Annotated in this window: 29 protein-coding genes; 16 read left to right on the top strand and 13 right to left on the bottom strand. The window is 66.9% G+C overall.

What is annotated here, in order from left to right:
* Positions 1-110 precede the first annotated feature (110 nt).
* The 4 genes from bfr (at position 111) to N4S67_RS26295 (ending at position 4,713) form a co-directional block, all read left to right on the top strand.
* Positions 111-596, top strand: coding sequence for a bacterioferritin (gene bfr, locus N4S67_RS26310; protein ID WP_260995988.1), 486 nt, complete (start codon positions 111-113; stop codon positions 594-596).
* A gap of 117 nt (positions 597-713) precedes the next feature.
* A complete protein-coding gene (locus N4S67_RS26305) occupies positions 714-2,759 on the top strand; it encodes an MDR family MFS transporter (protein ID WP_260995987.1) in 2,046 nt (681 codons plus the stop codon).
* 79 nt (positions 2,760-2,838) lie between these two features.
* The gene (locus tag N4S67_RS26300; RefSeq protein WP_260995986.1) at positions 2,839-3,321 is read left to right on the top strand and encodes a carboxymuconolactone decarboxylase family protein; all 483 of its coding nucleotides are present in this window, start codon (positions 2,839-2,841) and stop codon (positions 3,319-3,321) included.
* A 30-nt stretch (positions 3,322-3,351) separates the two neighbouring features.
* Entirely contained in the window at positions 3,352-4,713 is a 1,362-nt protein-coding gene (locus N4S67_RS26295; RefSeq protein WP_390893532.1) for a glutamine synthetase, read from the top strand.
* A gap of 15 nt (positions 4,714-4,728) precedes the next feature.
* Here the strand turns inward: N4S67_RS26295 and N4S67_RS26290 are convergent, their stop codons facing one another.
* From N4S67_RS26290 to N4S67_RS26280, 3 genes are all read right to left on the bottom strand, one after another.
* Positions 4,729-5,172 (bottom strand): nuclear transport factor 2 family protein, encoded by a 444-nt coding sequence (locus tag N4S67_RS26290; protein WP_260995984.1) that lies wholly within the window; start codon positions 5,170-5,172, stop codon positions 4,729-4,731.
* The gene (locus N4S67_RS26285) at positions 5,162-6,952 is read right to left on the bottom strand and encodes an N-acyl-D-amino-acid deacylase family protein (RefSeq protein ID WP_260996182.1); all 1,791 of its coding nucleotides are present in this window, start codon (positions 6,950-6,952) and stop codon (positions 5,162-5,164) included. Before N4S67_RS26285 ends, N4S67_RS26290 begins: the two co-directional genes overlap by 11 nt.
* An 89-nt stretch (positions 6,953-7,041) precedes the next feature.
* Entirely contained in the window at positions 7,042-7,965 is a 924-nt protein-coding gene (locus N4S67_RS26280; protein WP_260995983.1) for an SDR family oxidoreductase, read from the bottom strand.
* Between the two features lie 41 nt (positions 7,966-8,006).
* On the opposite strand from N4S67_RS26280, the gene N4S67_RS26275 reads away from it, so the two are divergent.
* From N4S67_RS26275 to N4S67_RS26255, 5 genes are all read left to right on the top strand, one after another.
* Entirely contained in the window at positions 8,007-8,918 is a 912-nt protein-coding gene (locus N4S67_RS26275) for a dienelactone hydrolase family protein (RefSeq protein ID WP_260995982.1), read from the top strand.
* 115 nt (positions 8,919-9,033) lie between these two features.
* Positions 9,034-10,140: a glycosyltransferase gene (locus tag N4S67_RS26270; RefSeq protein ID WP_260995981.1), complete on the top strand. Its 1,107-nt coding sequence runs from the start codon at positions 9,034-9,036 to the stop codon at positions 10,138-10,140.
* A gap of 29 nt (positions 10,141-10,169) precedes the next feature.
* Entirely contained in the window at positions 10,170-10,679 is a 510-nt protein-coding gene (locus tag N4S67_RS26265; protein ID WP_260995980.1) for a hypothetical protein, read from the top strand.
* A 179-nt stretch (positions 10,680-10,858) separates the two neighbouring features.
* Positions 10,859-11,293, top strand: a complete 435-nt coding sequence (locus N4S67_RS26260) for a hypothetical protein (protein WP_260995979.1) — start codon at positions 10,859-10,861, stop codon at positions 11,291-11,293.
* Complete coding sequence (locus tag N4S67_RS26255) at positions 11,290-11,979, top strand: HAD family hydrolase (protein WP_260995978.1); 690 nt, start codon at positions 11,290-11,292, stop codon at positions 11,977-11,979. The genes N4S67_RS26260 and N4S67_RS26255 overlap by 4 nt, the downstream gene beginning before the upstream one ends.
* Before the next feature lie 38 nt (positions 11,980-12,017).
* Here the strand turns inward: N4S67_RS26255 and N4S67_RS26250 are convergent, their stop codons facing one another.
* Complete coding sequence (locus tag N4S67_RS26250) at positions 12,018-12,662, bottom strand: TetR/AcrR family transcriptional regulator (protein WP_260995977.1); 645 nt, start codon at positions 12,660-12,662, stop codon at positions 12,018-12,020.
* A 45-nt stretch (positions 12,663-12,707) separates the two neighbouring features.
* Between N4S67_RS26250 and N4S67_RS26245 the strand changes: the two genes are divergently transcribed.
* Complete coding sequence (locus tag N4S67_RS26245) at positions 12,708-14,036, top strand: NAD(P)/FAD-dependent oxidoreductase (protein ID WP_260995976.1); 1,329 nt, start codon at positions 12,708-12,710, stop codon at positions 14,034-14,036.
* On the opposite strand, the gene N4S67_RS26240 is transcribed toward N4S67_RS26245, so the two are convergent.
* Positions 13,999-15,288: a cytochrome P450 gene (locus N4S67_RS26240; RefSeq protein ID WP_260996181.1), complete on the bottom strand. Its 1,290-nt coding sequence runs from the start codon at positions 15,286-15,288 to the stop codon at positions 13,999-14,001. The two genes, N4S67_RS26245 and N4S67_RS26240, sit on opposite strands and share 38 nt — an antisense overlap.
* Before the next feature lie 116 nt (positions 15,289-15,404).
* Between N4S67_RS26240 and N4S67_RS26235 the strand changes: the two genes are divergently transcribed.
* Positions 15,405-17,324 (top strand): flavin-containing monooxygenase, encoded by a 1,920-nt coding sequence (locus N4S67_RS26235; RefSeq protein ID WP_260995975.1) that lies wholly within the window; start codon positions 15,405-15,407, stop codon positions 17,322-17,324.
* Here N4S67_RS26235 and N4S67_RS26230 read toward each other — a convergent pair.
* Together N4S67_RS26230 and N4S67_RS26225 are read right to left on the bottom strand one after the other, a co-directional pair.
* Positions 17,321-17,824, bottom strand: a complete 504-nt coding sequence (locus tag N4S67_RS26230; RefSeq protein WP_260995974.1) for a nuclear transport factor 2 family protein — start codon at positions 17,822-17,824, stop codon at positions 17,321-17,323. The two genes, N4S67_RS26235 and N4S67_RS26230, sit on opposite strands and share 4 nt — an antisense overlap.
* Positions 17,825-17,893: 69 nt before the next feature.
* Positions 17,894-19,345: a glycosyltransferase family 39 protein gene (locus N4S67_RS26225; protein WP_260995973.1), complete on the bottom strand. Its 1,452-nt coding sequence runs from the start codon at positions 19,343-19,345 to the stop codon at positions 17,894-17,896.
* A 24-nt stretch (positions 19,346-19,369) separates the two neighbouring features.
* On the opposite strand from N4S67_RS26225, the gene N4S67_RS26220 reads away from it, so the two are divergent.
* Positions 19,370-20,332, top strand: coding sequence for an alpha/beta hydrolase (locus N4S67_RS26220; RefSeq protein ID WP_260995972.1), 963 nt, complete (start codon positions 19,370-19,372; stop codon positions 20,330-20,332).
* Here N4S67_RS26220 and N4S67_RS26215 read toward each other — a convergent pair.
* Entirely contained in the window at positions 20,329-20,790 is a 462-nt protein-coding gene (locus N4S67_RS26215) for an SRPBCC family protein (protein ID WP_260995971.1), read from the bottom strand. The two genes, N4S67_RS26220 and N4S67_RS26215, sit on opposite strands and share 4 nt — an antisense overlap.
* 103 nt (positions 20,791-20,893) lie before the next feature.
* Here N4S67_RS26215 and N4S67_RS26210 point away from each other — a divergent pair, with 103 nt between their 5' ends.
* The gene (locus N4S67_RS26210; protein WP_260995970.1) at positions 20,894-21,775 is read left to right on the top strand and encodes a TIGR03854 family LLM class F420-dependent oxidoreductase; all 882 of its coding nucleotides are present in this window, start codon (positions 20,894-20,896) and stop codon (positions 21,773-21,775) included.
* Positions 21,776-21,777: 2 nt separating this feature from the next.
* Here the strand turns inward: N4S67_RS26210 and N4S67_RS28095 are convergent, their stop codons facing one another.
* On the bottom strand, positions 21,778-21,936 hold the full coding sequence (locus tag N4S67_RS28095; RefSeq protein ID WP_390893530.1) for a DUF6653 family protein: 159 nt from the start codon (positions 21,934-21,936) through the stop codon (positions 21,778-21,780).
* A gap of 31 nt (positions 21,937-21,967) precedes the next feature.
* Complete coding sequence (locus tag N4S67_RS26205) at positions 21,968-22,288, bottom strand: hypothetical protein (RefSeq protein ID WP_260995969.1); 321 nt, start codon at positions 22,286-22,288, stop codon at positions 21,968-21,970.
* 104 nt (positions 22,289-22,392) lie between these two features.
* On the opposite strand from N4S67_RS26205, the gene N4S67_RS26200 reads away from it, so the two are divergent.
* The gene (locus N4S67_RS26200; RefSeq protein ID WP_260995968.1) at positions 22,393-22,680 is read left to right on the top strand and encodes a putative quinol monooxygenase; all 288 of its coding nucleotides are present in this window, start codon (positions 22,393-22,395) and stop codon (positions 22,678-22,680) included.
* A gap of 3 nt (positions 22,681-22,683) precedes the next feature.
* Here N4S67_RS26200 and N4S67_RS26195 read toward each other — a convergent pair whose 3' ends face one another.
* Positions 22,684-22,887, bottom strand: coding sequence for a hypothetical protein (locus N4S67_RS26195; protein ID WP_260995967.1), 204 nt, complete (start codon positions 22,885-22,887; stop codon positions 22,684-22,686).
* A gap of 58 nt (positions 22,888-22,945) precedes the next feature.
* Here N4S67_RS26195 and N4S67_RS26190 point away from each other — a divergent pair, with 58 nt between their 5' ends.
* Positions 22,946-23,473 (top strand): putative immunity protein, encoded by a 528-nt coding sequence (locus tag N4S67_RS26190; RefSeq protein WP_260995966.1) that lies wholly within the window; start codon positions 22,946-22,948, stop codon positions 23,471-23,473.
* Between the two features lie 12 nt (positions 23,474-23,485).
* Here the strand turns inward: N4S67_RS26190 and N4S67_RS26185 are convergent, their stop codons facing one another.
* Complete coding sequence (locus N4S67_RS26185; protein WP_260995965.1) at positions 23,486-24,412, bottom strand: bifunctional helix-turn-helix transcriptional regulator/GNAT family N-acetyltransferase; 927 nt, start codon at positions 24,410-24,412, stop codon at positions 23,486-23,488.
* A 171-nt stretch (positions 24,413-24,583) separates the two neighbouring features.
* Between N4S67_RS26185 and N4S67_RS26180 the strand changes: the two genes are divergently transcribed.
* Positions 24,584-25,468 (top strand): cyclopropane mycolic acid synthase family methyltransferase, encoded by an 885-nt coding sequence (locus tag N4S67_RS26180; protein WP_260995964.1) that lies wholly within the window; start codon positions 24,584-24,586, stop codon positions 25,466-25,468.
* A gap of 45 nt (positions 25,469-25,513) precedes the next feature.
* On the opposite strand, the gene N4S67_RS26175 is transcribed toward N4S67_RS26180, so the two are convergent.
* On the bottom strand, positions 25,514-26,362 hold the full coding sequence (locus N4S67_RS26175; protein ID WP_260995963.1) for an alpha/beta fold hydrolase: 849 nt from the start codon (positions 26,360-26,362) through the stop codon (positions 25,514-25,516).
* Positions 26,363-26,494 lie beyond the last annotated feature (132 nt).

The raw sequence follows: 26,494 nt of genomic DNA, 5'->3' as shown, positions 1-26,494 counted from the left end.
CACGCCTGGCGCAACCGTAAAGGTGGGCTCTCGGGCGTTTCCTGGACTAGATTAGGTGGCGCACAACCGACAGCGACAGTTGACCAGCCCACAAGGTGCTAGGAGCGACCATGCAAGGCGATCCGGACGTTCTCAAATTGCTCAACGAGCAATTGACAAGCGAACTCACGGCGATCAACCAGTATTTTCTCCATTCGAAAATGCAGGCCAATTGGGGCTTCACGGAACTCGCTGAATACACCCGAAAAGAATCATTCGAAGAAATGGTTCACGCGGAGCACATCACCGACCGAATTCTCATTCTGGACGGTCTGCCGAACTACCAGCGTCTGTTCTCCCTGCGGGTCGGTCAGACACTGCGCGAACAGTTCGAGGCCGATCTCGCGATCGAGTACGAGGTCATGGAGCGGTTAAAACCGGGCATCGTCATGTGCCGCGAGAAGCAGGACGCCACCACCGCCACCCTGTTCGAGAAGATCCTGGCCGACGAAGAGGAACACATCGACTACCTCGAGACCCAGTTGGCCCTGATGGACAAGCTCGGCGACGCGTTGTACGCCGCCCAGTGCGTGGCCCGCCCGCCGACGGCGTTGTAGTTCCCGCGGGGCGTTTCCCGTCGGCGTGAGCGGCAACACCTCCGTCGGGCCGTAACCTTTCTAGCTTGTCTAACGATATGGCTTCGTGAAGGTTCAACACCTCGACGGAGGGCGAGTATGAGTTCGGCGACGTCTGATGCCGTGGACGCGCCCAGCGACGCGATGGTCAGCCCGCAGCGCCGCAACATCATCTTCGTCGCGGTGCTGCTCGGCATGCTGTTGGCCGCACTGGATCAGACCATCGTGGCGACGGCGCTGCCGACGGTGGTCGCCGATCTCGGAGGCGCCGGCCACCAGTCGTGGGTGGTGACCAGCTACCTGCTCGCCTCGACGATCGTCACCGCCGTCGTCGGCAAGCTCGGCGATCTGTTCGGTCGCAAGGCCGTCTTCCAGACCTCGGTGCTGTTCTTCCTCGCCGGCTCCGTCCTGTGCGGGCTGGCCACCTCGATGACGATGCTGGTCGCGTCGCGCGCACTGCAGGGCGTTGGCGGCGGGGCCATCATGGTCACCGCGATGGCCGTCATCGGCGAGGTCATTCCGCTGCGCGAACGCGGGCGTTACCAGGGTGCACTCGGCGCGGTGTTCGGCGTCACGACCGTCATCGGCCCACTGCTCGGCGGCTTTTTCACCGACCACCTCACGTGGCGATGGGCCTTCTGGATCAACATTCCCGTCGCGATCGTCGTTCTGGCGGTGGGTGCGGTGGCTATCCCGTCGCTGGCCCGGTCCGCCCGGCCCGTCATCGACTACGCCGGCATCCTGTTCGTCGGGCTCGGCGCGTCGGGACTGACTCTGGCGACCAGCTGGGGCGGCAGCACGTACGCATGGGGCTCGGCCGTGATCGTCGGGCTCTTCGCGGCCTCGGCGGTGGCGCTGGCGATCTTCGTGTGGGTGGAAAGCCGCGTCCCCGAGCCGATCCTGCCCATCCGCCTGTTCGCCAGCCCGGTGTTCGCGGTCTGCTGCATTCTCGGTTTCATCGTCGGGTTCGCGATGCTCGGCGCGCTGACGTTCCTGCCGACATTCATGCAGTTCGTCAACGGTGTCTCGGCGACGGAGTCGGGCTTGCGCACCCTGCCGATGGTCGCAGGCATGCTGATCACGTCGATCGGCAGCGGCAGCATCGTCGGGCGCACCGGCCGGTACAAGGTGTTCCCGGTGGTCGGCACCGCCACGATGGCGGTCGCGTTCTGGCTGTTGTCCGGTATGGACGCCACCACACCCACCTGGCAGCAGTCGGTGTACCTGTTCGTCCTCGGCACGGGGCTCGGATTGTGTATGCAGGTGCTGATCTTGGTCGTGCAGAACACGTCGAGTTTCGCCGACCTCGGCGTCGCAACGTCCGGCGTGACCTTCTTCCGCACCATCGGAAGTTCCTTCGGCGCAGCAATTTTCGGCTCACTGTTTGCCAATTTCCTCGCCAGCGGGATTGGGCCGGCGCTGGTCGCCAGCGGAGCGCCACCGCGGGCAGCGGAATCACCCCAGGCGCTGCACGCCTTGTCCCCGGCGGTAGCCGCACCGATCGTCGATGCCTACGCCGACTCGCTCGGCACGGTGTTCCTGTGTGCGGTTCCCGTCGCGGTCGTCGGCTTCGTCGTCTCACTGCTACTGAAAGAGGTGCCGCTGCGCGACGTCGAGATGGTGTCGGCGACCGACCTCGGCGAGGGCTTCGGGATGCCGAGCACCGAGTCGCCCGAGAAGATCCTCGAGGTGGCGATCGGCAGGCTGTTCCGCGACTCGCCGGACATCCGGCTGCGCAGCCTGGCTCAACTGCCGGGATGCCATCTCGACGTGACCCGGATGTGGGCGTTGCTTCAGATCTACCGCCAGAACCAGGTGTTCGGGTCGGCCACCCTGATCGACATCGCCGAACGTCTACGGGTGCCGTATGAGGTGATCGAGCCGACGTTCGACCGTCTCGTGGATGAGGGCCTGGCGTTGCGCACCGGCGGGCGGCTGTGGCTCACCCAGGCCGGCGTCAAACAGGTCGACGCGATCTCCGCCCTGATCGTCGGTTGCATTGTCGACAAGTTGGCGACGTCGCCGTCGTTCGAGGGCCGCCCGGACCGCCTGCAGGTCGAAGCGGCCGTGGAGCGGATCGCACATCGGATGCTGGTGCAGCGGGACTGGACGGACGACCGCCGCGAACTGGCTTCCGCGAGCTGAGCGAGCAATCAAACTTCCGCGAGCTGAGCGGAAACTAGAACGCGTTCCAATTCTATTCGTCCGAGCGTACGATGCCGCCATGAGCCGAATCGGAGCTTTCGCTGATGACGACGCCGCGGCATGGGTGACGAAGTCTCCTGACATCGGCGTCGCCATGGCCGGTTTCACCAACGCGGTGTACACCAAGAACCGGCTACCGATGCGTGTGCGGGAGCTGGCGCGCATGGTCATCGCCCTCGACAACGAGTGCGTGGTGTGCCAGAACACCCGCGATGCCGAGGGCGTGGCAGCGGGCGTCGACGAGGATCTCTACGATCACGCCGCCGAATGGCAGACCTGGCCGGGCTACAGCGACCAGGAGCGCATCGCCGCGGAGTTCGCGCAACGCTTCGCCAGCGACCACACCGGCCTGCGCGACGACGAGGAGTTCTGGGCTCGTTGCGGCGAGCATTTCAGCGACGAGCTACTGACCGATCTCGCACTCTCGTGCGCGATGTGGCTGGGCATGGGTCGCATGCTGCGCACGTTGGATATCGGTCAGTCCTGCAAGATCACCCTCTGATCAGCGGCTAGACCGCGCACAATGGCTGTTGTGAGAACCAAGGCAGCCAAACCTCTCGCCGCTGCCGCGATCGCGCAACTCGAGGCCGACGGCGTCGCGACACTGATCGGCACCGTCGTCAACGCCGCGGGGCTCACGCATGCCAAGACGGTGCCGCTGCGGCGGATGGGCGCATTCGCCGACCCCGGGCTGGGGGCCAGCCCGGTGTGGCATGCGTTCGCGATCGACCAGGCCGGCATCGTCTTCAGCGACGCGATCAGTCCGGTCGGCGACCAGCGCATTCGGATCGATCTGAGCGCGCTGCGCATCCTCGGCGACGGATTGGCCTGGGCGCCGGGCGCTTTCTTCAACCAGGACGGCTCACCCGATCCGTACTGCAGTCGCGGCGCGCTGAGCAGAGTGGAGGACAAGCTCACCGAGGCGGGCATCGACACCGTGGTGGGGCACGAGATCGAGTTCCTTCTCGTCGGGCCCGACGGGGGCCGGTTGCCGTCGCACCTGTGGGCGCAATACGGATTGGCGGGCGTGCTCGAATACGAAGGGTTCGTCCGCGACGTTACCGACGCCGCCACGGGTTCGGGCCTGGCCATCGAGCAGTTCCACCCCGAGTACGGTTGCAATCAATTCGAGATCTCGCTGCCCCCACAGTCACCCGTCGCGGCAGCCGACGCGCTGGTACTGACGCGCATCATCATCGGTCGTGTTGCCAGGCGGTACGGCATGCGTGTCAGCCTGTCGCCGGTGCCGTTCGCGGGGAGTGTGGGATCAGGCTCGCATCAGCACTTCTCGATGAAGCGCGGCGACACGCCGCTGTTCTCCGACGGCACCGGTGTCAACGGGATGACGCCTGAGGGCGAGTCCGCCGTCGCCGGGCTGATCGCCGGCCTGCCCGAGGCGCAGGGCGTGCTCGCCGGATCCATCATCTCCGGACTTCGCATGCAGCCCGGTCACTGGTCCGGCGCCTATGTGTGCTGGGGTACCGAAAACCGCGAAGCCGCAGTGCGATACCTCATCGGGGGGCCGAGCAATCCGCTGGGCGCCAACGTCGAAGTCAAGGTGATCGACTCGTCGGCGAACCCGTACTTCGCGACCGCAGCAGTGCTGGGCCTTGCGCTCAACGGGATCGAGCGCGGCCTGACGCTGCCGCAGGAGACGACCGTCGACCCTGCCACGCTGAACGACGCGCAGCGGGACGAGGCCGGCATCGTGCAATTGCGCGAAAATCAGTCTGACGCGTTGGACGCGCTCGACGGATCGTCGCTGCTGCGTGAGATACTCGGCGACCAGGCCGTCGACTCGGTGGTGGCGGTGCGCCGCTACGAGCAGCAGAACTTCGGTGACTTGAGCGCAGAAGAGCTGACCGAGAAGTTCCGGTTGGCATGGAGCGTGTGAAGTTTGCGCTGACTCCTACACGAGACCGGTGGCGTCGAAAACCCAGCTCATGTCGGCATTGGCGAAGTCTTCCATCCAGGTCGGGGGCGCGTTGTTGGCCAGCGCGCCCATGTCCCAGTAGTCCTTCCACAACGTGATCTTGCCGTCCTCGACGCGGTGCACGCTGACGAATTGGAGCACAGCCGATTCGCCTGTGGCCCAGTGCCATTCCTCGTGGTGCTCGTACATCACGTCTGATCCGTTGTCGACCATCAGACCGTTGAAGTTCTCGTACGAAGCCAGCGGCTCGAGCCCGATCTTGAGCCGCTTGACGATGTCCTCGGGTCCTCGCGCGGCGGCGGCCGGACCCACAGGCATGTCGAGGTAGATGCAGTCGTCGGACAGGTACTTCTTCACCGACTCCCAATCCCGCGCGGACAACGCCGCCCACATCTGGAGGACGGTATCCTCAACTGACACTTGCGAATTCGCCCTTCTCGATGGGTAAAGCCGGGGTTTTGTGCGCTGCCCGCAGGAAGCGCCCGGTGCGTTGGACGCCGACCAGCTCGGTCAACCGGCCTTCCGTCAGCACGGCGCGGCCGCCGACCAGGACAGCGGTCACGGTGTCGTCGTTTCGGTTCACCATGCGCGACAGGCCGCCGTACTGCTCGACAGGTTGTTCGGCGTAGGCCTCCAGCGTCGCGTCGAGGCGCTCCGGGTCGAGGATCACCACGTCGGCGCGGTCGCCGATGCGCAAGTGGCCCGCGTCGATGCGGTACCAGTCGGCGAGCTCACCGGTGAGGCGGTGCACGGCGTGCTCGACGGTCATGAACGGTCGGCCCGCCCGCTGCGCATCGTGCACGTGGCGCAGCAGCCGCAGTCCCATGTTGTAGAACGCCATGTTGCGAAGGTGCGCGCCCGCATCGGAGAAGCCCATTTGGACACCGCTGTCGCGCGCGAGCTTCTTGAGGACGGCGGGCCGGTGGTTGGAGATGGTGGTGCGCCACCGCAGCGCCTTGCCGTGCTCGAGTACCAGGTCGAGGAAGGCGTCGACGGGGTGCAGGCCGCCGCGGTCGTTGCCGACCTGACCGAACGACTTGCCGACGACGGACGCGTCGGGGCAGTCGACGATCTCGGTGTCGAAGAAGTCGCGCTGCCAAACTCGGATGCCGAACTTGCTCTCGTAGTCCTTCCGGAACCGGCGGCGGTACTGCTCGTCGCGCATCAACTCGTTGCGCTCGACCTCGTCGCGCAGATGTAGTGCCGCCGCACCGGCGCCGAACTCTTCGAACACCACGAGGTCGATGCCGTCGGCATAGACCTGGAAGGGCACCGGCAGGTGCTGCCAGCGGAAATCGCCGCCGAGCCGGTTGATCAGCCGGGCGGCCGGCCCCAGGATGTGGATGCTGTACGGATTGGACTTCACGTCGGCCGCCGAGAGCAGGCTGGTCTTGAGCGGATTGCGGATGACCCCGAGCGATTGCGCCAGCTGCGAAGCGAGGTTCAGCGGGTTCTTGATGTCGGGTCCCGACTGCAGCACCCGGCCCGTCCGCCGCAGAAGCGACTTGAGCCTGCGCAGTTCACGCGGCTTGGCATACGTGGACGGCAGTGTGCGCGAGCGGCACACATCACCGTCGAGCTTGTCGAAAAGCAATTGTTGCGACGACATTCCGACGAAACCGGCTTCGAGCGCCTCGACGAGCCACCGCTCCATCTGCTTCTGCTCGCCGCGGGTCGGCCGCTCGTCCTTGCGGGTGGCGCGGTCGAGTCCCATCGTCGCGGCACGCATGTCGGAGTGTCCGATGAACGCTGCCACGTTGGGGCCCAGGGGTCGCGCCTCGAGCGCGTGGATGTACTCCTCGCTGCTGGTCCACGTCTTGTGTCCGTCGACGGCAGCGATGACGTGTTCGCGCGGGATGGCCTCGACCCGGCCGAAGATGTCGCCGGCGTCCACGCCGTCGACGTGAACGGTCGACAGGGAGCAGGATCCGAGCATCACGGTGGTGACGCCGTGGCGCAGCGACTCTGACAGCGCGGGGCCACCGAGCACTTCAACGTCGTAATGGGTGTGGATGTCGAGCATGCCGGGCAGCACCCACTTGCCCGTCGCGTCGATGATCTGTGGGCAACCGGTCTCGTCGAGGTCGTCGGGCGTGATCGCCGCGATGTGCCCGCCTCGAATACCGATGTTGCGCACGGCCGACGGCGCACCGGTGCCGTCGAACCAGCGACCGTTGTTGATGATCGTGTCGTAGGTCACCACGCCATAGAACAGGGCGACGATCGCGAGTGTCAACGAAATCTGTGAACAGATTTCGCAAAATGTCTACTTTGGCTCTTGAACTGCAGTTATCCGGTAGACCAGCCGTCCGGTCTGCGACCGTCGATGTCGGTGAATCCGTACTCACGAGCCAGGTCCGCGGCGGTGATCGAGCGCTGGTTCCACCTTCCGCGAGCCTCGTCGGCGGCGATCGCGGCGATGCCCCGGCCGATGTAGCGGGGAGTCTCCGACGCGGCGAACGGCGGCGGCGCGGTGGGGCCGTCGGACCGGTCTGGCGCCAACGCGTCGCGCCAGTTGTCCTCGGTGACGCCGTAGTTGTCGAGCATCATCTCCGAGCGCAACCAGCCCGGGGTTACCGCAATCGCGGTGGCCCCGAATGCCTCGAGCTCGTGGCCGTGGCTGTAGGCCAGCCGGTTGACGGCTGACTTGACGAGGTCGTAGAAGACCGAAAGCCGGTAGGTAGTCGCGTTGAAGTCGGTCGTGCCATCGGTGATCTCGACGAGCAAACCGCCACGGCGAGCGACGAGCAGCGGCAGTAGGCAGTGCGAGGTGATCAGGTGGGTGTCGATACCCAGCCGGAGTATGCGCAGTCCGTCGTCGAGGTCGTGCTCCCACATCGGCCGGTTCCACGTCGGCGGCGGTCCCTTGAGTTTCTCGGCGCCCCAGATGTCGTTGACCAGAATGTCGATGGTGCCGTGGTCGCGACGCAGGCGGTCGGCCAGCGATTGCACCGCGGCGACATCGAGGTGGTCGACCTGCAGCGGGATGCCGGTTCCGCCGAGCGCGGTCACGAGTTCGGCTGTCTCCTCGATCGTTTCGGGCCGATCATAGTCTGATTGCGCATTGCCCGACCGGCTGCTGCGACCGGTGCAGACAACCGTGGCTCCGGCTTCGCCGAGCGCGGCGGCGATACCGCGGCCCGCTCCGCGCGTGGCGCCGGCGACGACGGCCACGCGACCGCGCAGTGCATCGGGATCGGGAGTCCAGCTCATACGCTGACCATTCTGCGCTCCGCCGGCGCATACTCGCCAAGGTGACACCGTTACAGCGCTACATCGCCGAAGAGATCGCCACCGACCATGTCGACGGTCTGCTGTCGCGGCGCGAAGCCCTGCGCCGGCTCGCGCTTTTGGGCGTCGGCACCGCCGCGGCCACCGCGTTGTTCGCCGCGTGCGGCGAGAACCGGCAGCCGACGACCGATGCCCCGGTCACCTCCACCGAACCCGCGACCGCGAGCGCTCCGCCACCGGGCTCCGAAAGCGCGTTGCCGACAACGCCGGTCACCTGGGCGGGGCCCCGCGGCGAACTGCAGGGGGCGTGGGCGGAGGCGCCGAACGCCAAGGGGGCAGTGCTCGTCATCCACGAGAACAAGGGCCTCAACGACTACATCCGCTCGGTCGCGGGCCGCTTCGCCGGCATCGGCTACTCGGCGCTGGCCATCGACCTACTGTCCGGACAGGGCGGTACCGCGACGTTCGCCGATCCGGCCCAGGCGACCGCGGCGTTGGGCAAGCTGCCTCCCGAGGACGGCATCGCCGACCTCAGGTCGGGCATCGACGAGCTACAGCGGCGCGCGCCCGGCAAGAAGATCGCGGCCGTGGGCTTCTGCATGGGCGGAGGCTATGTATGGCGGCTGCTGGCCTCCGGCGAGCCGCGGTTGGCCGCTGCGGTTCCGTTCTACGGTCCGACCCCCGACGATCCGGACTTCGCCGGCTCCAAAGACGTTGCCGTCCTGGGCATCTATGCCGCCCAGGACCAACGCGTCAACGCCACCGAACCCGTCGCCCGGGCCGCGCTGGAGAAGGCAGGCCTGGTGTTCGAGTTGGTCACCGAACCCGACGCCAACCACGCGTTCTTCAACGACACCAGTGACCGTTACAACGCCACCGCCGCCGACGATGCCTGGCGCCGCGTCCAGGACTGGCTCACCCGCTACCTCGCCTGAGGATGTTGCGGTCCTCCACGGTTCCCGGGCCAAGCCGGGGGTGTTTACGGGGTGTTCGCCTCGCCGTTGGTGTCGCGTTGTTGACCGCACACGCGCCGCGGACACATTCACACCCATGCGGGTGGTGCAGATCGCGAACTTCTACGGTCCGCGCTCAGGAGGCCTGCGCACGGCCGTCGACCGACTGGGCGCGGAGTACTGCGCGCACGGTCACGAGGTGTTCCTCGTCGTGCCGGGCCGCCACACCGAGTGGCGCGAGCTTACGTCGGGTGTTGTTCGAATCTCGTTGCCTGCCACGCTGATCCCGTTCACCGGCGGCTACCGTGCAGTCCTTCCCGGCCCCGTCACCGCCCTGTTGGAACAGCTTGCCCCGGACGCGATCGAGGTGTCGGATCGGCTGACGTTGCGTTCGCTCGGCGGCTGGGGCCGACGGCACGACGTTGCCACCGTGATGATCTCCCACGAGCGCCTCGACCGCCTCCTCGGGCAGATTCTGCCGGCGCGGGCGGCGCGCGAGATCGCCGACGTGGCCAACCGCCGAACCGCGGACAGTTATGACGCCGTGGTCTGCACCACGGCCTTCGCCCGCGAGGAGTTCGACAGAATTCACGCCTCGAACGTGCTCACGGTGCCGCTCGGAGTCGATCTCGACCAGTTTCACCCCAGCCGCCGCTCGGCGTCGGTACGGCAACGGTGGGCGGGACCCGAGCAAACCCTGCTTGTGCACTGCGGACGGCTATCGGTGGAGAAGCACGCCCATCGCAGCATCGACACCGTTGCCTCGCTGCGGGATTCAGGTGTCGACGCCCGCCTCGTCATCGTGGGGGAGGGCCCGATGAGGGCGCGGCTGCAGCGGCAGGCGGCCGGCCTGCCCGTCGACTTCACCGGGTACATCGGCTGTCGCGACACCGTCGCGACGATCCTGGCCACCGCCGACGTGGCGCTGGCCCCCGGCCCGCACGAGACCTTCGGCCTGGCCGCGCTGGAAGCGCTGGCGTGCGGCACACCGGCAGTCGTGTCGCGCACGTCCGCCCTCGCCGAGATCCTGACCGCCGAAAGCGGGGCCGCGGCCGACAACGACCCTGACGCGATCGCGTCCGCGGTGACCACCATCATCAGCAGGCCGGAACTGATGCGCCGCAACAACGCTCGACGTCGCGCCGAACAGTTCACCTGGCCCCGCGCGGCCACCGGCATGCTCAGCGCGCTCGGCGCGAGCTAGGCGCGCGGCAGGGTTACCGTGGACTGCCTATGCAGGCCCTTCTCATCTCAGCCGGCTTGGGTCATACCGACTGCGAGCGCGCCGTCGACGGCGCGCTCGCACAACCGGTGCTGGCCCTCACCAGCGTGGCCTACGTCGCGGCGGGGATCCTGGTGCTCTTTTTCCAGGGGCGGGCCAGAACGTGGTTGACATGGGCTGTCGGCTTGGCGCTGGTCGGGGTGGGAGTCGGCAGCTTCGCCTACCACGGGCCCCAGCCGTCGTGGGCAGGTCTCGCGCACGATCTGCCGATCGCGGTGTTGGCTGCGGTGTGGGTCGCCGGCCTGGCCATCACCTGGCGCCGGCACGTCCGGTCGGCGTGGGTGGCACCGCTTCTGATATGTGCGTTGGGACTGGCCGCATATGTCGCGGGGCGCTCCGGGTCGTCGCTGTGCCGACCTGACAGCCTCTGGCAGTACCACGGGGCGTGGCACATTCTTTCTGCCGCGGCCGCGTTGGGGGTGGCCCGCGCCATCACGACTCAGGGCCCGAAGACTGCGTGACATGCGTTCCGACGTCAGGAGGCAATGCCTTGCCTTGCGACGCTCACCGTCGCACTGTTGACGGTGCTGGTCAGCGGCGATGCCGCGGGCGGGCCGGTTTAGATACGCCGCCCCGCGGGCACACGCCGAATTAGCGGGTTCGTCAATCGGCGTGACCCGGACCGACCGAAGGAGCCGACATGGATCCCATCATCTGGGTCGTCGTCGCCGTCGTGGCGATCGCCGTGATCGTCCTCATTGCGCTCATGGCGCGCAAGGCCCGCGACACACGACGTCATGCCGAGGCCGAACGGCTGCGCGCCGAGGTCGGTCAGAAGACTCAGCACGTCGAGAAGCGTGAGGCGGCCGCCGCCGAGGTCGAGGCCCGCGCCCGCGCCGCGCAGGCCGAAGCCGAGGCCAAGGCTGCAGAAGCCGCGCGGCTGCAGGACACCGCGCAGACCCATCGCCAGGCCGTCGATTCGTCGCGCGAGGAACTCGACGCGCAACGGGAACGCGCCGACGCACTCGATCCGAAGTCCAGCACCGCCGATCCTGCGCCGGGACAGGGCGACGGATTGCCGCCGCACGGCACGTCGACATCGCAACGCACGCCCGACCCGCAGCAGCGGTCGTGAGTAAGAAAAAACCGGCGGTGCTGTTCGATATCGACGGCACGCTCATCGACTCCACCTTCCTGCACGTGCATGCCTGGGCGCGCGCGTTCGCCGACATCGGAGAACCCGTCGAAGCGTGGCGCATTCACCGTTCGATCGGGATGGACGGATCCACTCTCCTCACCGGGCTTGCGGGGGACGCCGATGAGGACGCGCGCAAGCGCGCCAAGGACCTCCATTCGCGCTACTACCGGGAGACGGCAGCACTGTTGCGGCCGTTGCCTGGAGCGCGGGAACTCCTCGACGCCGTCGACAAACTGGGTCTGCAGGTCGTCCTGGCCACCTCGGCGCCCGAGGACGAATTGGCCATGCTTCGCGAGGTGCTCGACAGCGATCATCTGGTCTCGGCGGTGACGTCGTCGGAAGACGTGGACACCGCCAAGCCCCAGCCCGACATCATCGAGGTCGCCCTCCAGCGCGCAGGCGTCGACGCCGCCCACGCCGTGTTCGTCGGGGACGCGGTCTGGGATGTTGAAGCGTGCCAGCGAGCCGGAGTGCCGACCATCGGCGTGCTGAGCGGCGGCGTATCCCAGGGCGAGCTCGAAAAGGCAGGCGCACAACAGGTTTTCGAGAATCCACTGGAACTGTGTCAGCATCTGGACGATACCTCTATCGCCGCGCTGGCGAATATGGTCGGTACGCGCTGACGCAGTGCTACGGCAGTGCGTACCTCAGCACCGCCGGATTACCCGTCGAATAGTTGCCAACACAGGTTCTGTGCCAGCCAGGTCTCGAACCGGGTATGCGACCAGCCGCGCAGGCGGACCAACCGGTCGTAGAGCACGGCGTCGGATGCCAGCCAGGCGATGTCCACGGCCGTGTCACGGCTGAGGTCCGGTCTGAGCGCCTTCAGGGCGGTCAAACGTCGAACGACGGTGCGCGCGCCTTCAAGGCGTTGATGTTGTGACGACTCGATCAACGCGGCGGCTTCGGCGTCCCCGCCCGCCGCGACCTCGAGCGCCGTCATCAGGGGGCCGACGCGCCTGTCGATGTCGACAAGGATGCGGGCCCATCCTGCGAGCAAGTCGACGGGGTCGTCCAGTGCGAGGAGCGCCCGCATCTCACTGCGGTCTTCCAGTGCGACAGGTCGATCGTCACCGGCCACCGCCCAGTCCAGCGCGGTTTTGAGGAGGTCCAACTTTCCGCCGACCGCAGTGAAGACCGTCTTGCGGCTGACGCCCGCGGCGCGGGCGACCGCATCGATGGTCGTCCCACCGTAGCCGTGCTCGACATACAGCCGCGACGCTGCGTCGACGACAGCCCTGCGCGTCTGCTCGGCCTGCGCAGAGCGCAGATCTGATCGGTACTCGCGCTTGACACCGCCGGACATTCTAGGTAACCCTGTGCGTATTCATTACACTCAATGTAACATCAAATGGCCGGAGGGTACATGGGCATCGTCGCCGTCGGCGCCGGACCGACCGGCCTGTTCACTGCCATCGCGCTCGCGAGGAGGGGCAGGGACGTGACGGTCATCGACCGCGACCCCGGCCCGCCCGCCCACGGCGACTGGCGGCGTAAGGGCGTGATGCAGTTTCAGCACCCCCATAGCTTCCGCGGCCAGGTCGTCGAGGCGCTTCGCGCCGAAATGCCCGACGTGCTCGACAGGTTGGAGTCATCCGGCGCCGCCGTGGTGATGCACGGCGACCGGGCTGCGGCACTGCACTGTAGGCGGATGGTCTTCGAGCGTGAACTGTGGCGCTGCGCCGCCGAAGAACCGCGGCTGCGCCTGGTCTGCGGCCACGTCGACGACGTTGTCGCGCATCGCGGCCGCACTACTGGTGTCCGGGTCGACGGCAGGCAGGTGAGCGCCGATCTCGTCATCGACGCGTCCGGACGCGCCAGTCGCTTCACGCGCGCGCTGCGTGGTCGCGGTGAGGGTGCGGATTGCGGCGCCACCTACGTCGGCAGGCAGTACCGGTTGCCCGCCGATGCGCCGGGCGGCCCGACGAATTCGGTGATCGGGCTGTCCTTGGGCTTCCCGGAGTACGGCGCCGTGGTGTTCCTGCACGACAGTCGCGTCTACACGGTCGCCCTCATCCATACCGGCGACGACCACCGATGGCATCGGCTGCGACACGACGATGTGTTCGAGGCGGCCGTCGGCGCCATTCCAGCGCTTGCGGACTGGATTCAACCCGACCGTGCGGTGCCGATAGCGTCGGTGCTGCCGGGCGGGCGCCTGCAGAACCGCTACCGCGGCCAGCTCGACGACTCGGGCCGTCCTGTCCTGCCGGGGCTGATCTCGGTGGGCGATTCGGTGTGCACCACCACGCCGCTGGCCGGCCGAGGGGTGGCTTTGGCGCTGATGCAGGCGCGAGAGCTGGTCCGGTTGCTCGAGGACCATCGCGATGTCGACGCCGCCGCAGCGGAGTTCGACCAGTGGTGCAGCCGTCGGATCAAGCCGTGGTTCGCCGATCACGTCCGCACCGATGGCGAACGGGTACGGCGCTGGTCCGGACACGACGTCGCCCTCGACCGCCCCCTGCCGTCGGACCTCGTCGTCGCGGCAGCGGAGGCCGACCCGCGGCTGGCCGACATCGTCGGCCCGTACATCACCATGGACGCGCTGCCCGACAGCCTCGCACCGGCCGAACGCCGGGCCCGCGAGATCTTCTCTTGTGGCTGGCGGCCGACCTATCCGCCCGGCCCGACGCGCGACGAACTCATCTCGGTGGTGTCCACGACACCGGCAGTCGCTTGATCCCGTGGATGAAAGGCGACAGCAGCCGAGCCGGCTCCTCGGTCGCGGCGATGTCGGGGATCAGGCGGTGCAACTCCTCGAACACCACGCTGATCTCGCGCCGGGCGAGGTTGGCGCCCAGACAGAAATGCGCGCCGCCGCCACCGAAGCCGGCGTGCGGGTTGGGGTTGCGGCCCACGTCGAAGGTCCACGGATCGGCGAATTTGTCCTCGTCGCGATTGGCCGAGCAGTACCACAGCGTCGCCTTGTCGCCCGCAGCCATCTTGGTGCCGCTGAGCTCGAAATCCTCGGTCAGCGTGCGCCGCATGTAGATCACCGGTGACGCCCAGCGCACGATTTCCTCGACGGCGGTCGGGGCCAGCGCGTCGTAGTCGGCCCACCACCTCGCCCGTTCGTCGGGGAAGCGGGTGAGCGCGAGCACGCCGTGGCTGATCGCGTTGCGCGTGGTCTCGTTGCCCGCCACCACGAGCAGGATGAAGAACGACGCGATCTCGGCCGACGTCAGCCGCTCGCCGTCGACTTCGGCCTGCACCAACGAGGTGGTCAGGTCATCCTGCGGGTGGCGGCGGCGGTCCTCGGCGTGCCCGGTGGCATACGCGCCGATGTCCATGGCGACCTTGAGGAACTCGTCGTAGTCCTGGGCGATGTCCTTGTCGCCGAACCCGAGGATGACGTTTGTCCAGTGGAAGATCTGCTGGTGGTCGTCTTCGGGAATGCCCATCATGTCGCAGATGACCTGCAGCGGCAGCGGTCCTGCCAGCTCCTCGACTACCTCGCCGGTCCCGTCGGGATGCTCGGCGATCATGGTTTCGACCAGCCGCCGCGCCCGGTCGCGCACCGACTCCTCGGTGCGCGCCACCACCCGCGGGGTGAAGGCCCTGCTGACGATGTTGCGCAACCGCAGGTGCTTCGGATCGTCCATCGCGATCATCGAGCCGAAGTACTCCGACACCTCGGGGTTCGCGTCGTTGATGGTGATGTTCGGGCTGGAACTGAAAATGTGCGGGTGCCTGCTGGCGAAGTGGACATCGTCGAATCGGGTGATGGCCCAGTGCCCGGCCCCCACCTGCACACCGGGCGTTTCGAGCGGCGGGTGGAACGAGATCGGCGCCTCGCGGCGCAACGTGGCGAAGGCACCGTCACGGTAGTCGTCGCTGCGCACCCAGAACTTCCACGCTCCGAGGTCGATGTCGGACAGCGGCACCTCGGGCGGAGCGGCGCCGTTGGCCCGGACTAGTTGCGCAGTGGCCATACTCACCTCACCCAGCCTAGGCCTGCCGCCGAGGACCAGAAGCGAACTCGCACAAATTTGCCCGCCGGCACGCGATTCTGCGTCTTCAAGACGGCGAAGCGTGGTAGCACCGACGGGTGCGCAACCCACATGCCGGGCAACCGTTTACGACATCGGACGACGAAATCGCCGCGGCGCTGGCCGACGTCAGCATTCCCACGCTGATGCTGTCGCTGGTGCACATGTCCGGCGATCCGACGTTGATCCGCGGCGCGCTGAAACCAGCGGGGCTGTTCCTCAACGAGGTGCAGGGCTATATGTCCGAAGACGACAAGGCGGCCGTCCGCAAGATCGCGCTGGAGGTGATCGCCGGCTATCGGGACCGCGGGTGCCCGGAACCCGAGCCGGTGAGCGCCGAGCTACTGCACGAGATGATGCAATGGCTGGTCTGCGAGCCGGTACCCGACGAATACGTCCCGATGTTGCTCGAGGAGATGGAACTCGACGGTCGCGACGCGAGAGCCACCCGAGCGACGTCGCCCGCACACGACTTTCCCGTCGTCGTCATCGGGTGCGGCGAGTCGGGACTGCTGGCGGGAATTCGGCTGAAAGAAGCCGGAATACCCTTCACCATCGTCGAGAAGAACGGGGGCGTCGGCGGCACCTGGTACCAGAACACCTACCCCGGCGCTCGCGTCGACGTGGGAAATCACTTCTACTGCTACAGCTTTGAGCCCTCCGATCAGTGGACGCACTTCTTCGCCGAGCAGCCGGAGCTGCAGGCCTACTTCCAGCGGGTGATGGACAAGCACGACATCGGCAGACACGTGCGCTGGGAGACCGAGGTCGTCGAGGCTGTCTGGGACGACGCCACCGCGACCTGGACCGTGCACGCGCGTGACCGCGACGGCGAGGCGGTCACCTTGACGGCCAGGGCGGTGATCAGCGCGGTCGGACAACTGAACCGGCCCCACATACCGCAGATCGCCGGTCAGCACGATTTTGCCGGCCCCGCCTTCCATTCCAGCGAGTGGGACCACTCGGTGGACCTGCGCGGTAAGCGTGTGGCCATGATCGGCGCGGGTGCCAGCGGGTTCCAGATCGCGCCGTCGATCGCACCGATCGTCGGACAACTCACGGTGTTTCAGCGCACGGCGCAGTGGATGTTCCCCAATCCGAACTACCACGAGCAAGTGGGGCCGGGGGTGCGGTGGGCGTTGCGACACCTGCCGTTCTACGGCCGCTGGTATCGCTTCCTGCTGTTCTGGCCGGGGTGCGACAAAGGTCTCGACGCGGCCCGGGTCGACCCCGAGTACCCGGATCAGCACAAGGCGGTCAGCGAGATCAACGAGATCACCCGCATCATGTTCACCGAGTGGATCACCAGCCAGATCGGCGACGATCCGGATCTGGTGGCCAAGGTGGTGCCGGACTACCCGGCCACCGGCAAGCGCACGCTGCAGGACAACGGCAGCTGGCTCAAGACGCTGACCCGCCCCAACGTCGAACTGGTGCGGACCGGAATCGACCGCATCGAGCGGGACGCGATCGTCACCGCGGACGGTGTCCGGCACCGAGCCGACATCATCATCTACGCCACCGGTTTTCACGCCGGCAAGCTGCTCTGGCCGATGACGATCCGCGGCCGCAACGGCGAGGTACTCGGCGAACGATGGGGGGAGCGCCCGTCTGCGTATCTCGGCATCACGGTGCCGGACTTTCCGAACCTCTTCTGTATGTACGGACCCGGCACCAACCTGGCGAGCGGCGGCAGCCTCATCTTCCACTCCGAATGCCAAATGCGTTATATCACACAATGTTTGGAGTTGCTGATTGCCGACAGGCGCCGCTCACTCGAGCCACGCGAGGACAGGACCGCGGACTGGATCGAACGCAGCCAGGCCGAAATGCGCAAGATGGTGTGGTCACAACCATCGATCAAACACTCGTTCTACAAGAACAGCCACGGGGAGATCTACACTTTGAGTCCGTGGCGACTTGTCGACTACTGGGGGTGGACCCGTGAACCGAACCCGCAGGACTTTGTATTCCGTTAACGCAGTTCCCAATTCATGTTCTTGGCGAACATCCTGGCATCGTCGGAGATCGTCCCCAGTTCGTGGCAGCGCTGGACGTAGCCCTGAACCATCACCAGGAAGTTCATCGGGTTGTAGGCGTCCTCTTCGTAGCTCCACCTGCCGTCACCGGCGTACTTGAGCACCGTGATGACCGCCGTGCCGTGGACGCTGCCGTCGCCAGGGTCCTTCATGGTGTTGACGTTCTTGTTGATGATCCAGCCTTTGTCGACGTCGATCGAATACCACTCGACCGGATAGAACGGCATCTCGCTGCCGGGGAACATGTCCATCGTCGAGACGATCCATTCGCGGATCGCGTCGCGACCGGTCATGTTGCCCAGCGCGTGCTCGACATAGGTCGCGTCCTCGGTGAACTGGTCGGCGTAGCTGGACCAGTCCCAGGTTCGCCCGACCTCGACCACCTTCTGCTGGTAGCGCGCGAACGCCTCCTCGAGCTCGTCCCGTGACCACTGACCCATCGCTGACTCCTTCGGCTCGCTCGGCGCTGGGTCCGTTCTATCGCACCTGCGCGGTGCGGCGAAGCGAATTCAGGACACCGTCAAAGTCCGCGACTGCGACCAGATCTCATGCCACGGCCGCTGTCGCCCGGTCAGCAGGAAGGCGTCCATGTCCGCACCGACATCGCCCACATCGCGGACCTCGGCGAAGAACGGGCGCAGCGCGCCGGGGTCGCGTCCAATGAACAGGACACAGTCCTTATCGGCCGTCGGCGGCGGAAAGTAGCCGTAGCTGCGGTTGGTGCTGTACGCCTCGGGCAACCGATATCGCCGCGCGTAACCGTCGACGAAGGCGGCGAGGATGTAAGACTCACCGATGATCGCGGTGCGCTCACGTTGCGCTTCGGGCAGAGCGCGGTACGCGTCGGCAGTTCGCCCGGCGATATTTTCGCCAGTGTCACCGCGCACGAGCATCACTGACAGCGTCAGCATCCCGACGGCCAAAGCCACACTTGTCGCGTACGTCGGCCACACCAGCCAGCGCGCGCGCGTCGGTCGGTCGGCGCGCCGCCGTTGCATGCCCAGCGCACCGGCGGCGGCCAGCGGCGCGTAAAGACCGGCCAGGTAGTAGGGGCGGCCCGCGGTCGCCACAACAAGGACGTACAGCGCGATGACCGCAACGCCGAGAAAGCGGTAATTGCGCAGTGCTTCGTCACGGAACACCCACCACAGCCCGGACAACGCCAGGGCCGCCCCGGCGACCCCGGCGAAGACGATCAACTGGATCGCGATTCCCGCCCTGCCGCCGTAGAGCGCTCCGGCCTCTCCCGCGACCACCGGAGCCATCTGCAGTTGCGGCCAGCCATGGGCGTGTTGCCACATCAGCGTCGGCGTCACCAGCAGCGCGGTGATGCCCGCTCCCGCCCATAGCAGCGGTCGGCGCAGCAGATCGCGCGGGCCCACCGCCGCTACCGCAGCCAGCAGCACGACACACAGCAGCAGCACCTGGAACTTCGTCAGTCCGGCGATTCCGGCGACGACGCCGAGAACGAGCAGCAGCCGGTCGTCGCGCACCCGCACCCAGCGGACGAGAAGCCAGATCAGAAGCAGCCACTGCACGGGTTCGAGCGCATACGGGGTCAGCCAGTGCCCGGCCAGCGCCGTCCAACCGACGGTCGCCTGCGCCGCCGCTACGAAACCTTGAGCGCGTCGGTCACATCCGAGTTCACGGGCGATCAAACCGGCCATCACCACCGCCGCCGCCGTGGCCAGTACCGCGGGCAGGCGAAGCGCGAGAACCGAACCGGGCGCGATTGCGTCCATCGCCGCGGCCAGCGCGGGAGCAAGGGGAGGCTGATCGGCCGATCCCCAGTCGAGGTGGTGACGACCGATCGCCAGCATGTACACCTCGTCGAACCAGAATCCGCCGAATGTCGCTGCGGCGCAGTGTAGGACGGTAACCAGAGCGGCGATTGGCAGCACTAGGCGCGCGGCGAATGGCGCGACGGGTTCGGTGGCGGTGTCGATCGGCGCCGTCGTCACGTGCGCCCACGATACTGTCGCTTCATGGCACTGGAGATCGACGCACAGGTGCTGGCCGCGATGGCGCCGCTGATGCGGGCCCTCGGCGAGGCCGAAACCCCTCCGATCGGCGACGTCGACTCCCGCAGGCGCGACGGCCACCGCATGTTCGACTACGTCGCGGGCACCTGGCCGCCGATCGACGGCGTCGACATGCAGCAGCACGCGCTGACGGCGCCCGACGGCGCGACCATCGACCTGCGCTGGTATCACCGGCCGCAGGACCGGCAGTCGGGCAGCGCGGCGCTGTATCTGCATGGCGGCGGCATGATCTTCGGCCTCGAGCACGTCGGCGCGCTCTACGATCTCGCGGTGCGCGAGTACGTCGCGACGTCGTCGGTGCCGATGCTCGTCGTGGACTACCGGATCGCACCCGAGCATCCGCACCCGACGCCGGTGGAAGACTGCTACGCCGCGCTGGTGTGGTTGGCCGCGAACGCGCAGCGCCTGGGAGTGGACCCGGCGCGGATCGCCGTGATGGGCGACAGTGCAGGCGGCGGCCTAGCGGCCGCTGTGAGCCTGCTGGCCAGGGACCGCGGTGGCCCACCGGTTGCGCAGCAGATCCTGATCTACCCGATGCTCGACGACCGCACTCGCACTCCGGACCCGCAGGTGATGCCGTTTCTGACCTGGACATACGACGACAACATCACCGGCTGGGGCGCACTGCTGGGCGACTCGACGAGTGGCGCAACGGTATCGCCCTACGCCGCACCGGCGCGCGCCGACGACCTGACCGGACTACCGCCCGCGTACATCGACGTCGGCGATCTGGACATCTTCCGCGACGAAGACGTCACCTACGCGCGCCGCCTGTCCGATGCGGGGGTACCGACCGAACTGCACCTGCACCCCGGCTGCCCGCACGCGTTCGAGGCGCTCGCGCGCGAAGCTGACGTGTCGCGCAGGGCAATCGCCGACCGCGTGCGCCGCCTGCGCGCCCTCTAGCCTTCGGGGGCTTCGACGACCGCCTTGATCCGTTCGAGTGTCTTGCGCATGTCGCGAATGTTGCGCCGCCGCCGCAATTGACCGCCCAGCACGGAGAACACCTTCATCAGAGCCGAGTCATCGAGCCGAAACGACTCGGTGACATCGGTGCCCGTCGCGGTCGGCGTCAACCGGTAATGCCAGTTGTTGACGGCCTTGTCGCCCAACAGGACCGCGAACCCGAACTCGCGGCCCGGCTCGCACGCCGTCACCTCGCACGTGGTCCAGTAGACGGGTCCTATCTCGTTGCGTTTGACGTGTCCGCGGAAGCGGGTGCCGAGCGCCGGTCCGGTTGCCCCGCCGAGCCATTCGGCCTCCATGACCTCCGGCGAAAACTTGCCGGTGTTGCGGACATCGGCGATCAGGTCCCAGATGCGTTCTGCGGGCGCGGCCATCGACACCGTCACCGATCCGTCCATACGCGTGTCCTCCTGGTCTCGAGCTTCCTGGCTCTGGGTAGCGCAGCCACCTTATGCGCCGCTGCGCGTGGCGGCGGGTCGCTTCGCCTATCCTGGCGGTGACGTGAAGATTCGATTCGGAATCGGGCTGGGCGCAGAGACCGGTCCAGACAAGCTCGCGGAGATCGTCGACCACCTCGAGGCGTCCGACGTCGATTCGTTGTGGCTCTCCGAGCTCGTGTACTCCCAGGCCGTGGACCCCTTCGTCGGCATGGCCTTCGCGCTCGCCCGGACCAAGAACCTGAAGCTCGGCACCTCTGTGGCGGTGCTGCCGGGACGCCATCCGGTGCTGGTCGCCAAGCAGCTGGCCTCCCTGGCGGGGCTGGCGCCCAAGCGGGTGCTACCCGTGTTCGGCCTGCGCTCGGCGATCCCTGCCGAGCGCGACGTCTTCGTGGTAGCTGACGGCAGCCGCGCAGCGGTGTTCGACGAAGCGCTGCTGCTGTTGCGGCGGGCACTCGAAGACGATCAATTCGATTTCACGGGTGACTATTTCGCAGTGCGCTCGGTGGCTGTCGCACCGCGACCTGACCAACCGCTCGATATTTGGCTGGGCGGTTCCGCGCCCGCCGCCTTCGACCGCATCGGCCGGCTTGGCGACGGCTGGCTCGGCAGCTTCGTCACTCCCCGGGAGGCGCAGCGGGCACGTGTGCAGATCGAACAGGCCGCGACGGTCGCGGGCCGCTGCATCGAGCGGGACCATTTCGGTATTAATCTGGCTGTCGCAGACGGCGCGCCCTCAGAACGACTGCTGGCCGCGGTCAAGCGCCGCCGACCCGACGTCGACCCGTCCGAGATCGTCGCTTTCGATTGGCCACAGCTTCACCGGCAGCTCGATGGATATGCCGAAGCGGGCCTGACCAAATTCGTCATCCGCCCGTTCGGCGATGCGCCGATCGCGGAGTTCGTCGAGCGGTTCGTCGCCGAAGTCGTTCCCCGACAGAACTGACGTCAGCACGACATTGTCGCGCCGATGTCGTCGTCAGCAGTGCCATTCGAACCAGTGCGAATCCAGATCGCCGCGACGAGAAGCACCGGTATCGGAACGCGGGTGTAGACGCTCCACGGATCGCGTGATGGCGCCAGGCGTTCTCGCCGTCGACACCGCACACATTGGCCAACCGACGATCGAGAGCCATCGCTACCGCGACCGCGAGATGTCGCCCCGCAGATCAGGCCACGGCGGGCGGCGGACCATGGCCACGCCGGTCAAGGCGACCGAGATCAACCCGACCAGGATCCCCATCAGCGCGACGCGTTCGGAGTCGATGGCGGGTCGCCACGTCGCCCGTCCGTCCTTGACCACGAACACGCCGAGTGGCCTGGCTGAACCGGTCGTCCGGCCCCGGGTCCTGGCCACGGGAATGACGGTCGCGCCGTCCGCGGTCTCGTAGGGCTTCCCGAACAGCTCGGAGGCGTCAGGTCCGGGGCTCGCCTCGGTACGTACTTGTCGCAGGTTCATGCGTTCATGCTGACACCGCCGGAGCCGCCGTCGATGAATTCGGCCGCGCAAGCAGGTCTGTTCCACAGTCAGCAGACCGAGCAGACCAAGAGAGAGGAATTCCTGTGGTGATCGTCGCGGGCCACATCGTCGTCGATCCGGCCGACAGAGCCGACTACCTGGCGGGCTGCGGTGAGGTGGTGCGGCAAGCCCGCAGCGCACCGGGCTGCCTCGACTTCGCGTTGTCGGCAGACATCGAAGACGCGGGTCGAATCAATGTCTACGAACGGTGGCGGTCGCAGGCCGCAGTCGAGGAGTTCCGTGGCAGCGGGCCGAGCTCGGAACAGAATGCGCAAGTGCGCTCCGCTTCGGTTGCCGAATACGACGTGACCGACGAGCGGAACCTCACCTGACGGTCAACGGTCGAAGTCGGCTTCGTCCTCGGGAACGTCGATGGCTTGCTCGATCAGGTCGGCTTCGTTGGCGTGCCAGTCCTTGGCGGCGGTGACGCGATCGGCATCACGCCAGGTGTCGTCGTCGTCACGGTCCTCGACCGGGGTGAGTTGTTCGACCACATCGGCTTCGGCCCCTTCAACCGCGAGGCCCTCCGGGTGCGTCATGACGGCGTCCTCCCTCCTCGATACGGCGACTGTCGCGCTACCCACGATAGTGGTGGACGTGGCCGACCACTCGATCGAGCTGAGCACATCCGACCTTCGCGAGGTCACCGGCTTTGCGGTGGCGTGCGCACGGCCGGCACTGGCGATCTTCGAGCGCGACCGTCCTACCGACCGGCGTCCGCGGGTGGCCCTGGAGGTTGCGCAGGCGTTCGCAGAGGGAGCCGGGCGCACGAAGTCGATTCGCGACGGCGCGTGGGCGGCCCAGCGCGCGGCCCAGGACGCCCGTGCCGCGCACAGGCTTGCGGCATACGAGGCTGCCCGCGCGGCGCTCGCGGCGGCCAGTGCGCCGTTTCTGCATCCGTTGCCGAAGGCCACGCAGGTCAAGCACATCCTCGGGGCGGCAGCGCACGCTGCCCGAGCGTTCGAACTGCACGTCGGTGACGATGCCGGGGCCGAGCACATCGCGCACGCCTGCGGGCTTGCCAGCGCGGTGGTCGTCGATGTTCTCCAGCGCTATCCGTCTGCACCGAGCGGCGGAGGGCGTCCCGGGGAACTGATCCGCCTGTTGGACACCGCGCTTCGTTGATCTGGGCTCGGTTCAGAGGTCGCGCGACCAGTACTCGCCGACGAGGTCGTGACCGAAGCTGTGGTGTGGCTCACGCCGATCGCAGATGAACCCGGCTTGTTCGTAGATTCGGCGTGCGGCCAGCAGAATATCGTTGGTCCACAACGTGATTCGCCTATATCCGGACCGTTTTGCGAACCGTAGGCATTCATCGACCAGCCGGGTCCCCACACCGGAGCCGCGCGCGGAGGGCTCGACGAGCAGCAGGCGCAGTTGCGCCGCATCCGGCGCGTCGGCGGCCGTGCAGAACACAGAGCCGACGCGCTCGCCGTCCAACTCGGCGATCCACGCCGCCTCGCGTCTGGTGTCGGATCGTTCGGCGAAATCGGCGACGATGCGCGCGACCAGCGACTCGAACGACAAGTCCCAGCCGTACTCCGCGGCGTAGCGGGCACCGTGCCGTTCCACCACCCACCCCAGATCGCCGGGCGCGGGCGGCCGAAGGACCAGTCCCGAGTTGCGCCCCGGATGTTCCTCGCGAGCGCGCAAGACGCGACGGATCCGGCCCATCGCGGTCACCAGGTCAGTGCGCGCCCGGTCGTCCAGCGGGGCCAGCAGCTCGTCGATCGCGTCGGCCTGCAGCTTGTCCAGCTCGCCGAAGGCCTGCCGGCCCTGGGGCGTCAGGCGGACGACCTGCCGCCGTCCGTCGGACTCCGATTGCTCGCGGATCACAAGCCCGGCCGCCGTGAACGCCGAAAGGATGCGGCTGAGGTATCCGGCGTCGAGATCGAGCTGTCGACGCAACTCGGCCACCTCGATGTCGTCGACGTGCGCCAGCTCGAACAGGACCCGTGCCTCGGCGAGCCCGAATGGTGACCCGACCAGTTTGGGGCGAAGCAGCCCCAAGACCCGGGTGTAGAAGCGGTTGAACGCACGAACGTCGTCGACGACAGCGACCATAGTTGACATAGTCAACGTATTAGTTGCCATTGTCAACGAAATTGGAATCTCACGGGGTGATGGAGTCACTTCGCAGGTGGTGTGCGTAAACTGCGCACACGACGGGGGAGGCTCTCGAACCGTGCGGAGCTTCAAAACCACATCACGATCGATGACTTCAGAGGCTGTACCTTGCCAGAGAAAACGAGCAACACCCAGGATCTGACGCCACATTTCGAGGACGTGCAGCACCACTACGATCTGTCCGACGATTTCTACCGGCTGTTCCTGGATCCCACTCAGACCTACAGCTGCGCCTACTTCGAGCGCGACGACATGACCCTCGAAGAAGCGCAGATCGCCAAGATCGACCTGTCGCTGGGCAAGCTGGGCCTCGAGCCGGGCATGACGCTGCTCGACGTCGGCTGCGGATGGGGCACCACCATCAGGCGCGCGCTGGAGCGGTACGACGTCAATGTGATCGGTCTGACGCTCAGCAAGAACCAGCAGGCGCACGTGCAGAAGGTTCTCGACGGTCTCGACAGCCAGCGCACCAGGCGGGTGCTGTTGCAAGGGTGGGAGCAGTTCCACGAGCCCGTTGACCGCATCGTGTCCATCGGCGCGTTCGAGCACTTCGGCCGGGACCGTTACGACGACTTCTTCAAGATGGCTTACGACGCGCTACCCAGCGACGGGGTGATGATGTTGCACACCATCGTCAAACCCAGCAACGAGGAGTTCGAAGAGCGGGGTTTGCCGATCACCATGACCAAGATCCGCTTCTTCAAATTCATCATGGACGAGATCTTCCCGGGCGGAGATCTACCGCAGGTGAGGGCCGTCGAGGAGCACGCTACGAAGGCCGGCTTCGACGTCAAACTCGTCCAGCCGCTGCGCCCGCACTACGCGCGCACGCTGGACCTGTGGTCCGCTGCACTCGAGGCGCACAAGGACGAGGCCATCGCGATCCAGTCGCAGGAGGTCTACGACCGGTACATGAAGTACCTGACCGGCTGCGCCGATCTGTTCCGTGAGGGCTACACCGACGTCTGTCAGTTCACGCTCACCAAGTCCTAGCGTCGGTCAGCCTGACGCGCGCCGTACGCCCCGGTCGCGCGACGGCTAGGGCCGCGGGCTGTTCGCTCCGACCGTCGCGACCGCGTCGATGACCGACGTCGGGGCGTCCAGCGAGACGAACGTCCGCGCGTCGGGCACCTCGATCAGCGTGGAGTTGGGGAACAGCGCCGCCAGCCGCCTGCCCAGCGCGGGTGTGAACGCGCGGTCGCGCTGGCCCCACACGAGCGTCACCGGTTTGGTGAAGCGGGGCAACCGCGTCGCCACGTCGGTCAGGTCGGTCTTGGCCACGGCCCGCAGCAGCGTCGCCAGATCCTTCCGGATGCGCGCGTCGCGCCGGGCGGGTTCGAGCCACGAATCGGTCAGGACCGGATCCGGTTTGACGAGCATGCCGAACCCGAGGGGGCTGTGCCGCAGCGCCTTGAGCCTCATCGGCTCGAACAGCAGTTTGATCGTCATAGGGCCGCGCAGAAGCGCGAAGACCAGCGTGAAGGGGAACGGTGGGAATTTCTCGAACGCATCGCAGTTGGTGAGCACCAGCCGACCGACACGGTCGGGATAGGCGTCGACGAGCAGTTGACACAACCCGCCGCCGGTGTCGTTGCCCACCAGTGTCGCGTCGGCCAGGCCGAGGGCATCGAGGAAGTCGCGGATCATCACCGTCACCGCGTCGGGGGAGAGCAAGACATTGTCGTTGACCGGGATGGTGTGCGAACCCAACGGCCAGTTCGGCAAGTAGCAGCGGAATCCCAGCCGCGCCAGCCCGTCAGCGACGGGGTCCCAGAGCCGGCGGTCAACCAGCGCCCCGTGCACGAACACAACGGGCGGATGCGGCGAATCCTCGGGACCCGTGACGCGATAGTCGATCGTTGCGTGCTCGAGTGCGACCTGCGGCATCTGAGCCGTCCTTCCGATCCGAAACTTACATACGCCTGGTAGGTAAGTTACGGGCAGGTGGCGTGCTTGTCAACGATGGCGATAAAGCTGCCCGAGAATCCTTCGCCGACAACTGCTTCGGGCGTACCGTCG

The organism is Mycobacterium deserti (genome assembly GCF_025345615.1).
GTDB classification, from domain to species: domain Bacteria; phylum Actinomycetota; class Actinomycetes; order Mycobacteriales; family Mycobacteriaceae; genus Mycobacterium; species Mycobacterium deserti.
This window is presented reverse-complemented; position numbering and strand designations above follow the sequence as displayed.

Excerpts from the sequence above, each read along its gene's own strand:
- bfr (WP_260995988.1), top strand. The coding sequence starts at position 111 with ATGCAAGGCGATCCGGACGTTCTCAAATTGCTCAACGAGCAATTGACA.
- N4S67_RS26305 (WP_260995987.1), top strand. The coding sequence starts at position 714 with ATGAGTTCGGCGACGTCTGATGCCGTGGACGCGCCCAGCGACGCGATG.
- N4S67_RS26300 (WP_260995986.1), top strand. The coding sequence starts at position 2,839 with ATGAGCCGAATCGGAGCTTTCGCTGATGACGACGCCGCGGCATGGGTG.
- N4S67_RS26280 (WP_260995983.1), bottom strand. The coding sequence starts at position 7,965 with ATGAGCTGGACTCCCGATCCCGATGCACTGCGCGGTCGCGTGGCCGTC.
- N4S67_RS26270 (WP_260995981.1), top strand. The coding sequence starts at position 9,034 with ATGCGGGTGGTGCAGATCGCGAACTTCTACGGTCCGCGCTCAGGAGGC.
- N4S67_RS26265 (WP_260995980.1), top strand. The coding sequence starts at position 10,170 with ATGCAGGCCCTTCTCATCTCAGCCGGCTTGGGTCATACCGACTGCGAG.
- N4S67_RS26260 (WP_260995979.1), top strand. The coding sequence starts at position 10,859 with ATGGATCCCATCATCTGGGTCGTCGTCGCCGTCGTGGCGATCGCCGTG.
- N4S67_RS26250 (WP_260995977.1), bottom strand. The coding sequence starts at position 12,662 with ATGTCCGGCGGTGTCAAGCGCGAGTACCGATCAGATCTGCGCTCTGCG.
- N4S67_RS26245 (WP_260995976.1), top strand. The coding sequence starts at position 12,708 with ATGGCCGGAGGGTACATGGGCATCGTCGCCGTCGGCGCCGGACCGACC.
- N4S67_RS26240 (WP_260996181.1), bottom strand. The coding sequence starts at position 15,288 with ATGGCCACTGCGCAACTAGTCCGGGCCAACGGCGCCGCTCCGCCCGAG.
- N4S67_RS26230 (WP_260995974.1), bottom strand. The coding sequence starts at position 17,824 with ATGGGTCAGTGGTCACGGGACGAGCTCGAGGAGGCGTTCGCGCGCTAC.
- N4S67_RS26220 (WP_260995972.1), top strand. The coding sequence starts at position 19,370 with ATGGCACTGGAGATCGACGCACAGGTGCTGGCCGCGATGGCGCCGCTG.
- N4S67_RS26215 (WP_260995971.1), bottom strand. The coding sequence starts at position 20,790 with ATGGACGGATCGGTGACGGTGTCGATGGCCGCGCCCGCAGAACGCATC.
- N4S67_RS26205 (WP_260995969.1), bottom strand. The coding sequence starts at position 22,288 with ATGAACCTGCGACAAGTACGTACCGAGGCGAGCCCCGGACCTGACGCC.
- N4S67_RS26195 (WP_260995967.1), bottom strand. The coding sequence starts at position 22,887 with ATGACGCACCCGGAGGGCCTCGCGGTTGAAGGGGCCGAAGCCGATGTG.
- N4S67_RS26185 (WP_260995965.1), bottom strand. The coding sequence starts at position 24,412 with ATGGTCGCTGTCGTCGACGACGTTCGTGCGTTCAACCGCTTCTACACC.
- N4S67_RS26175 (WP_260995963.1), bottom strand. The coding sequence starts at position 26,362 with ATGCCGCAGGTCGCACTCGAGCACGCAACGATCGACTATCGCGTCACG.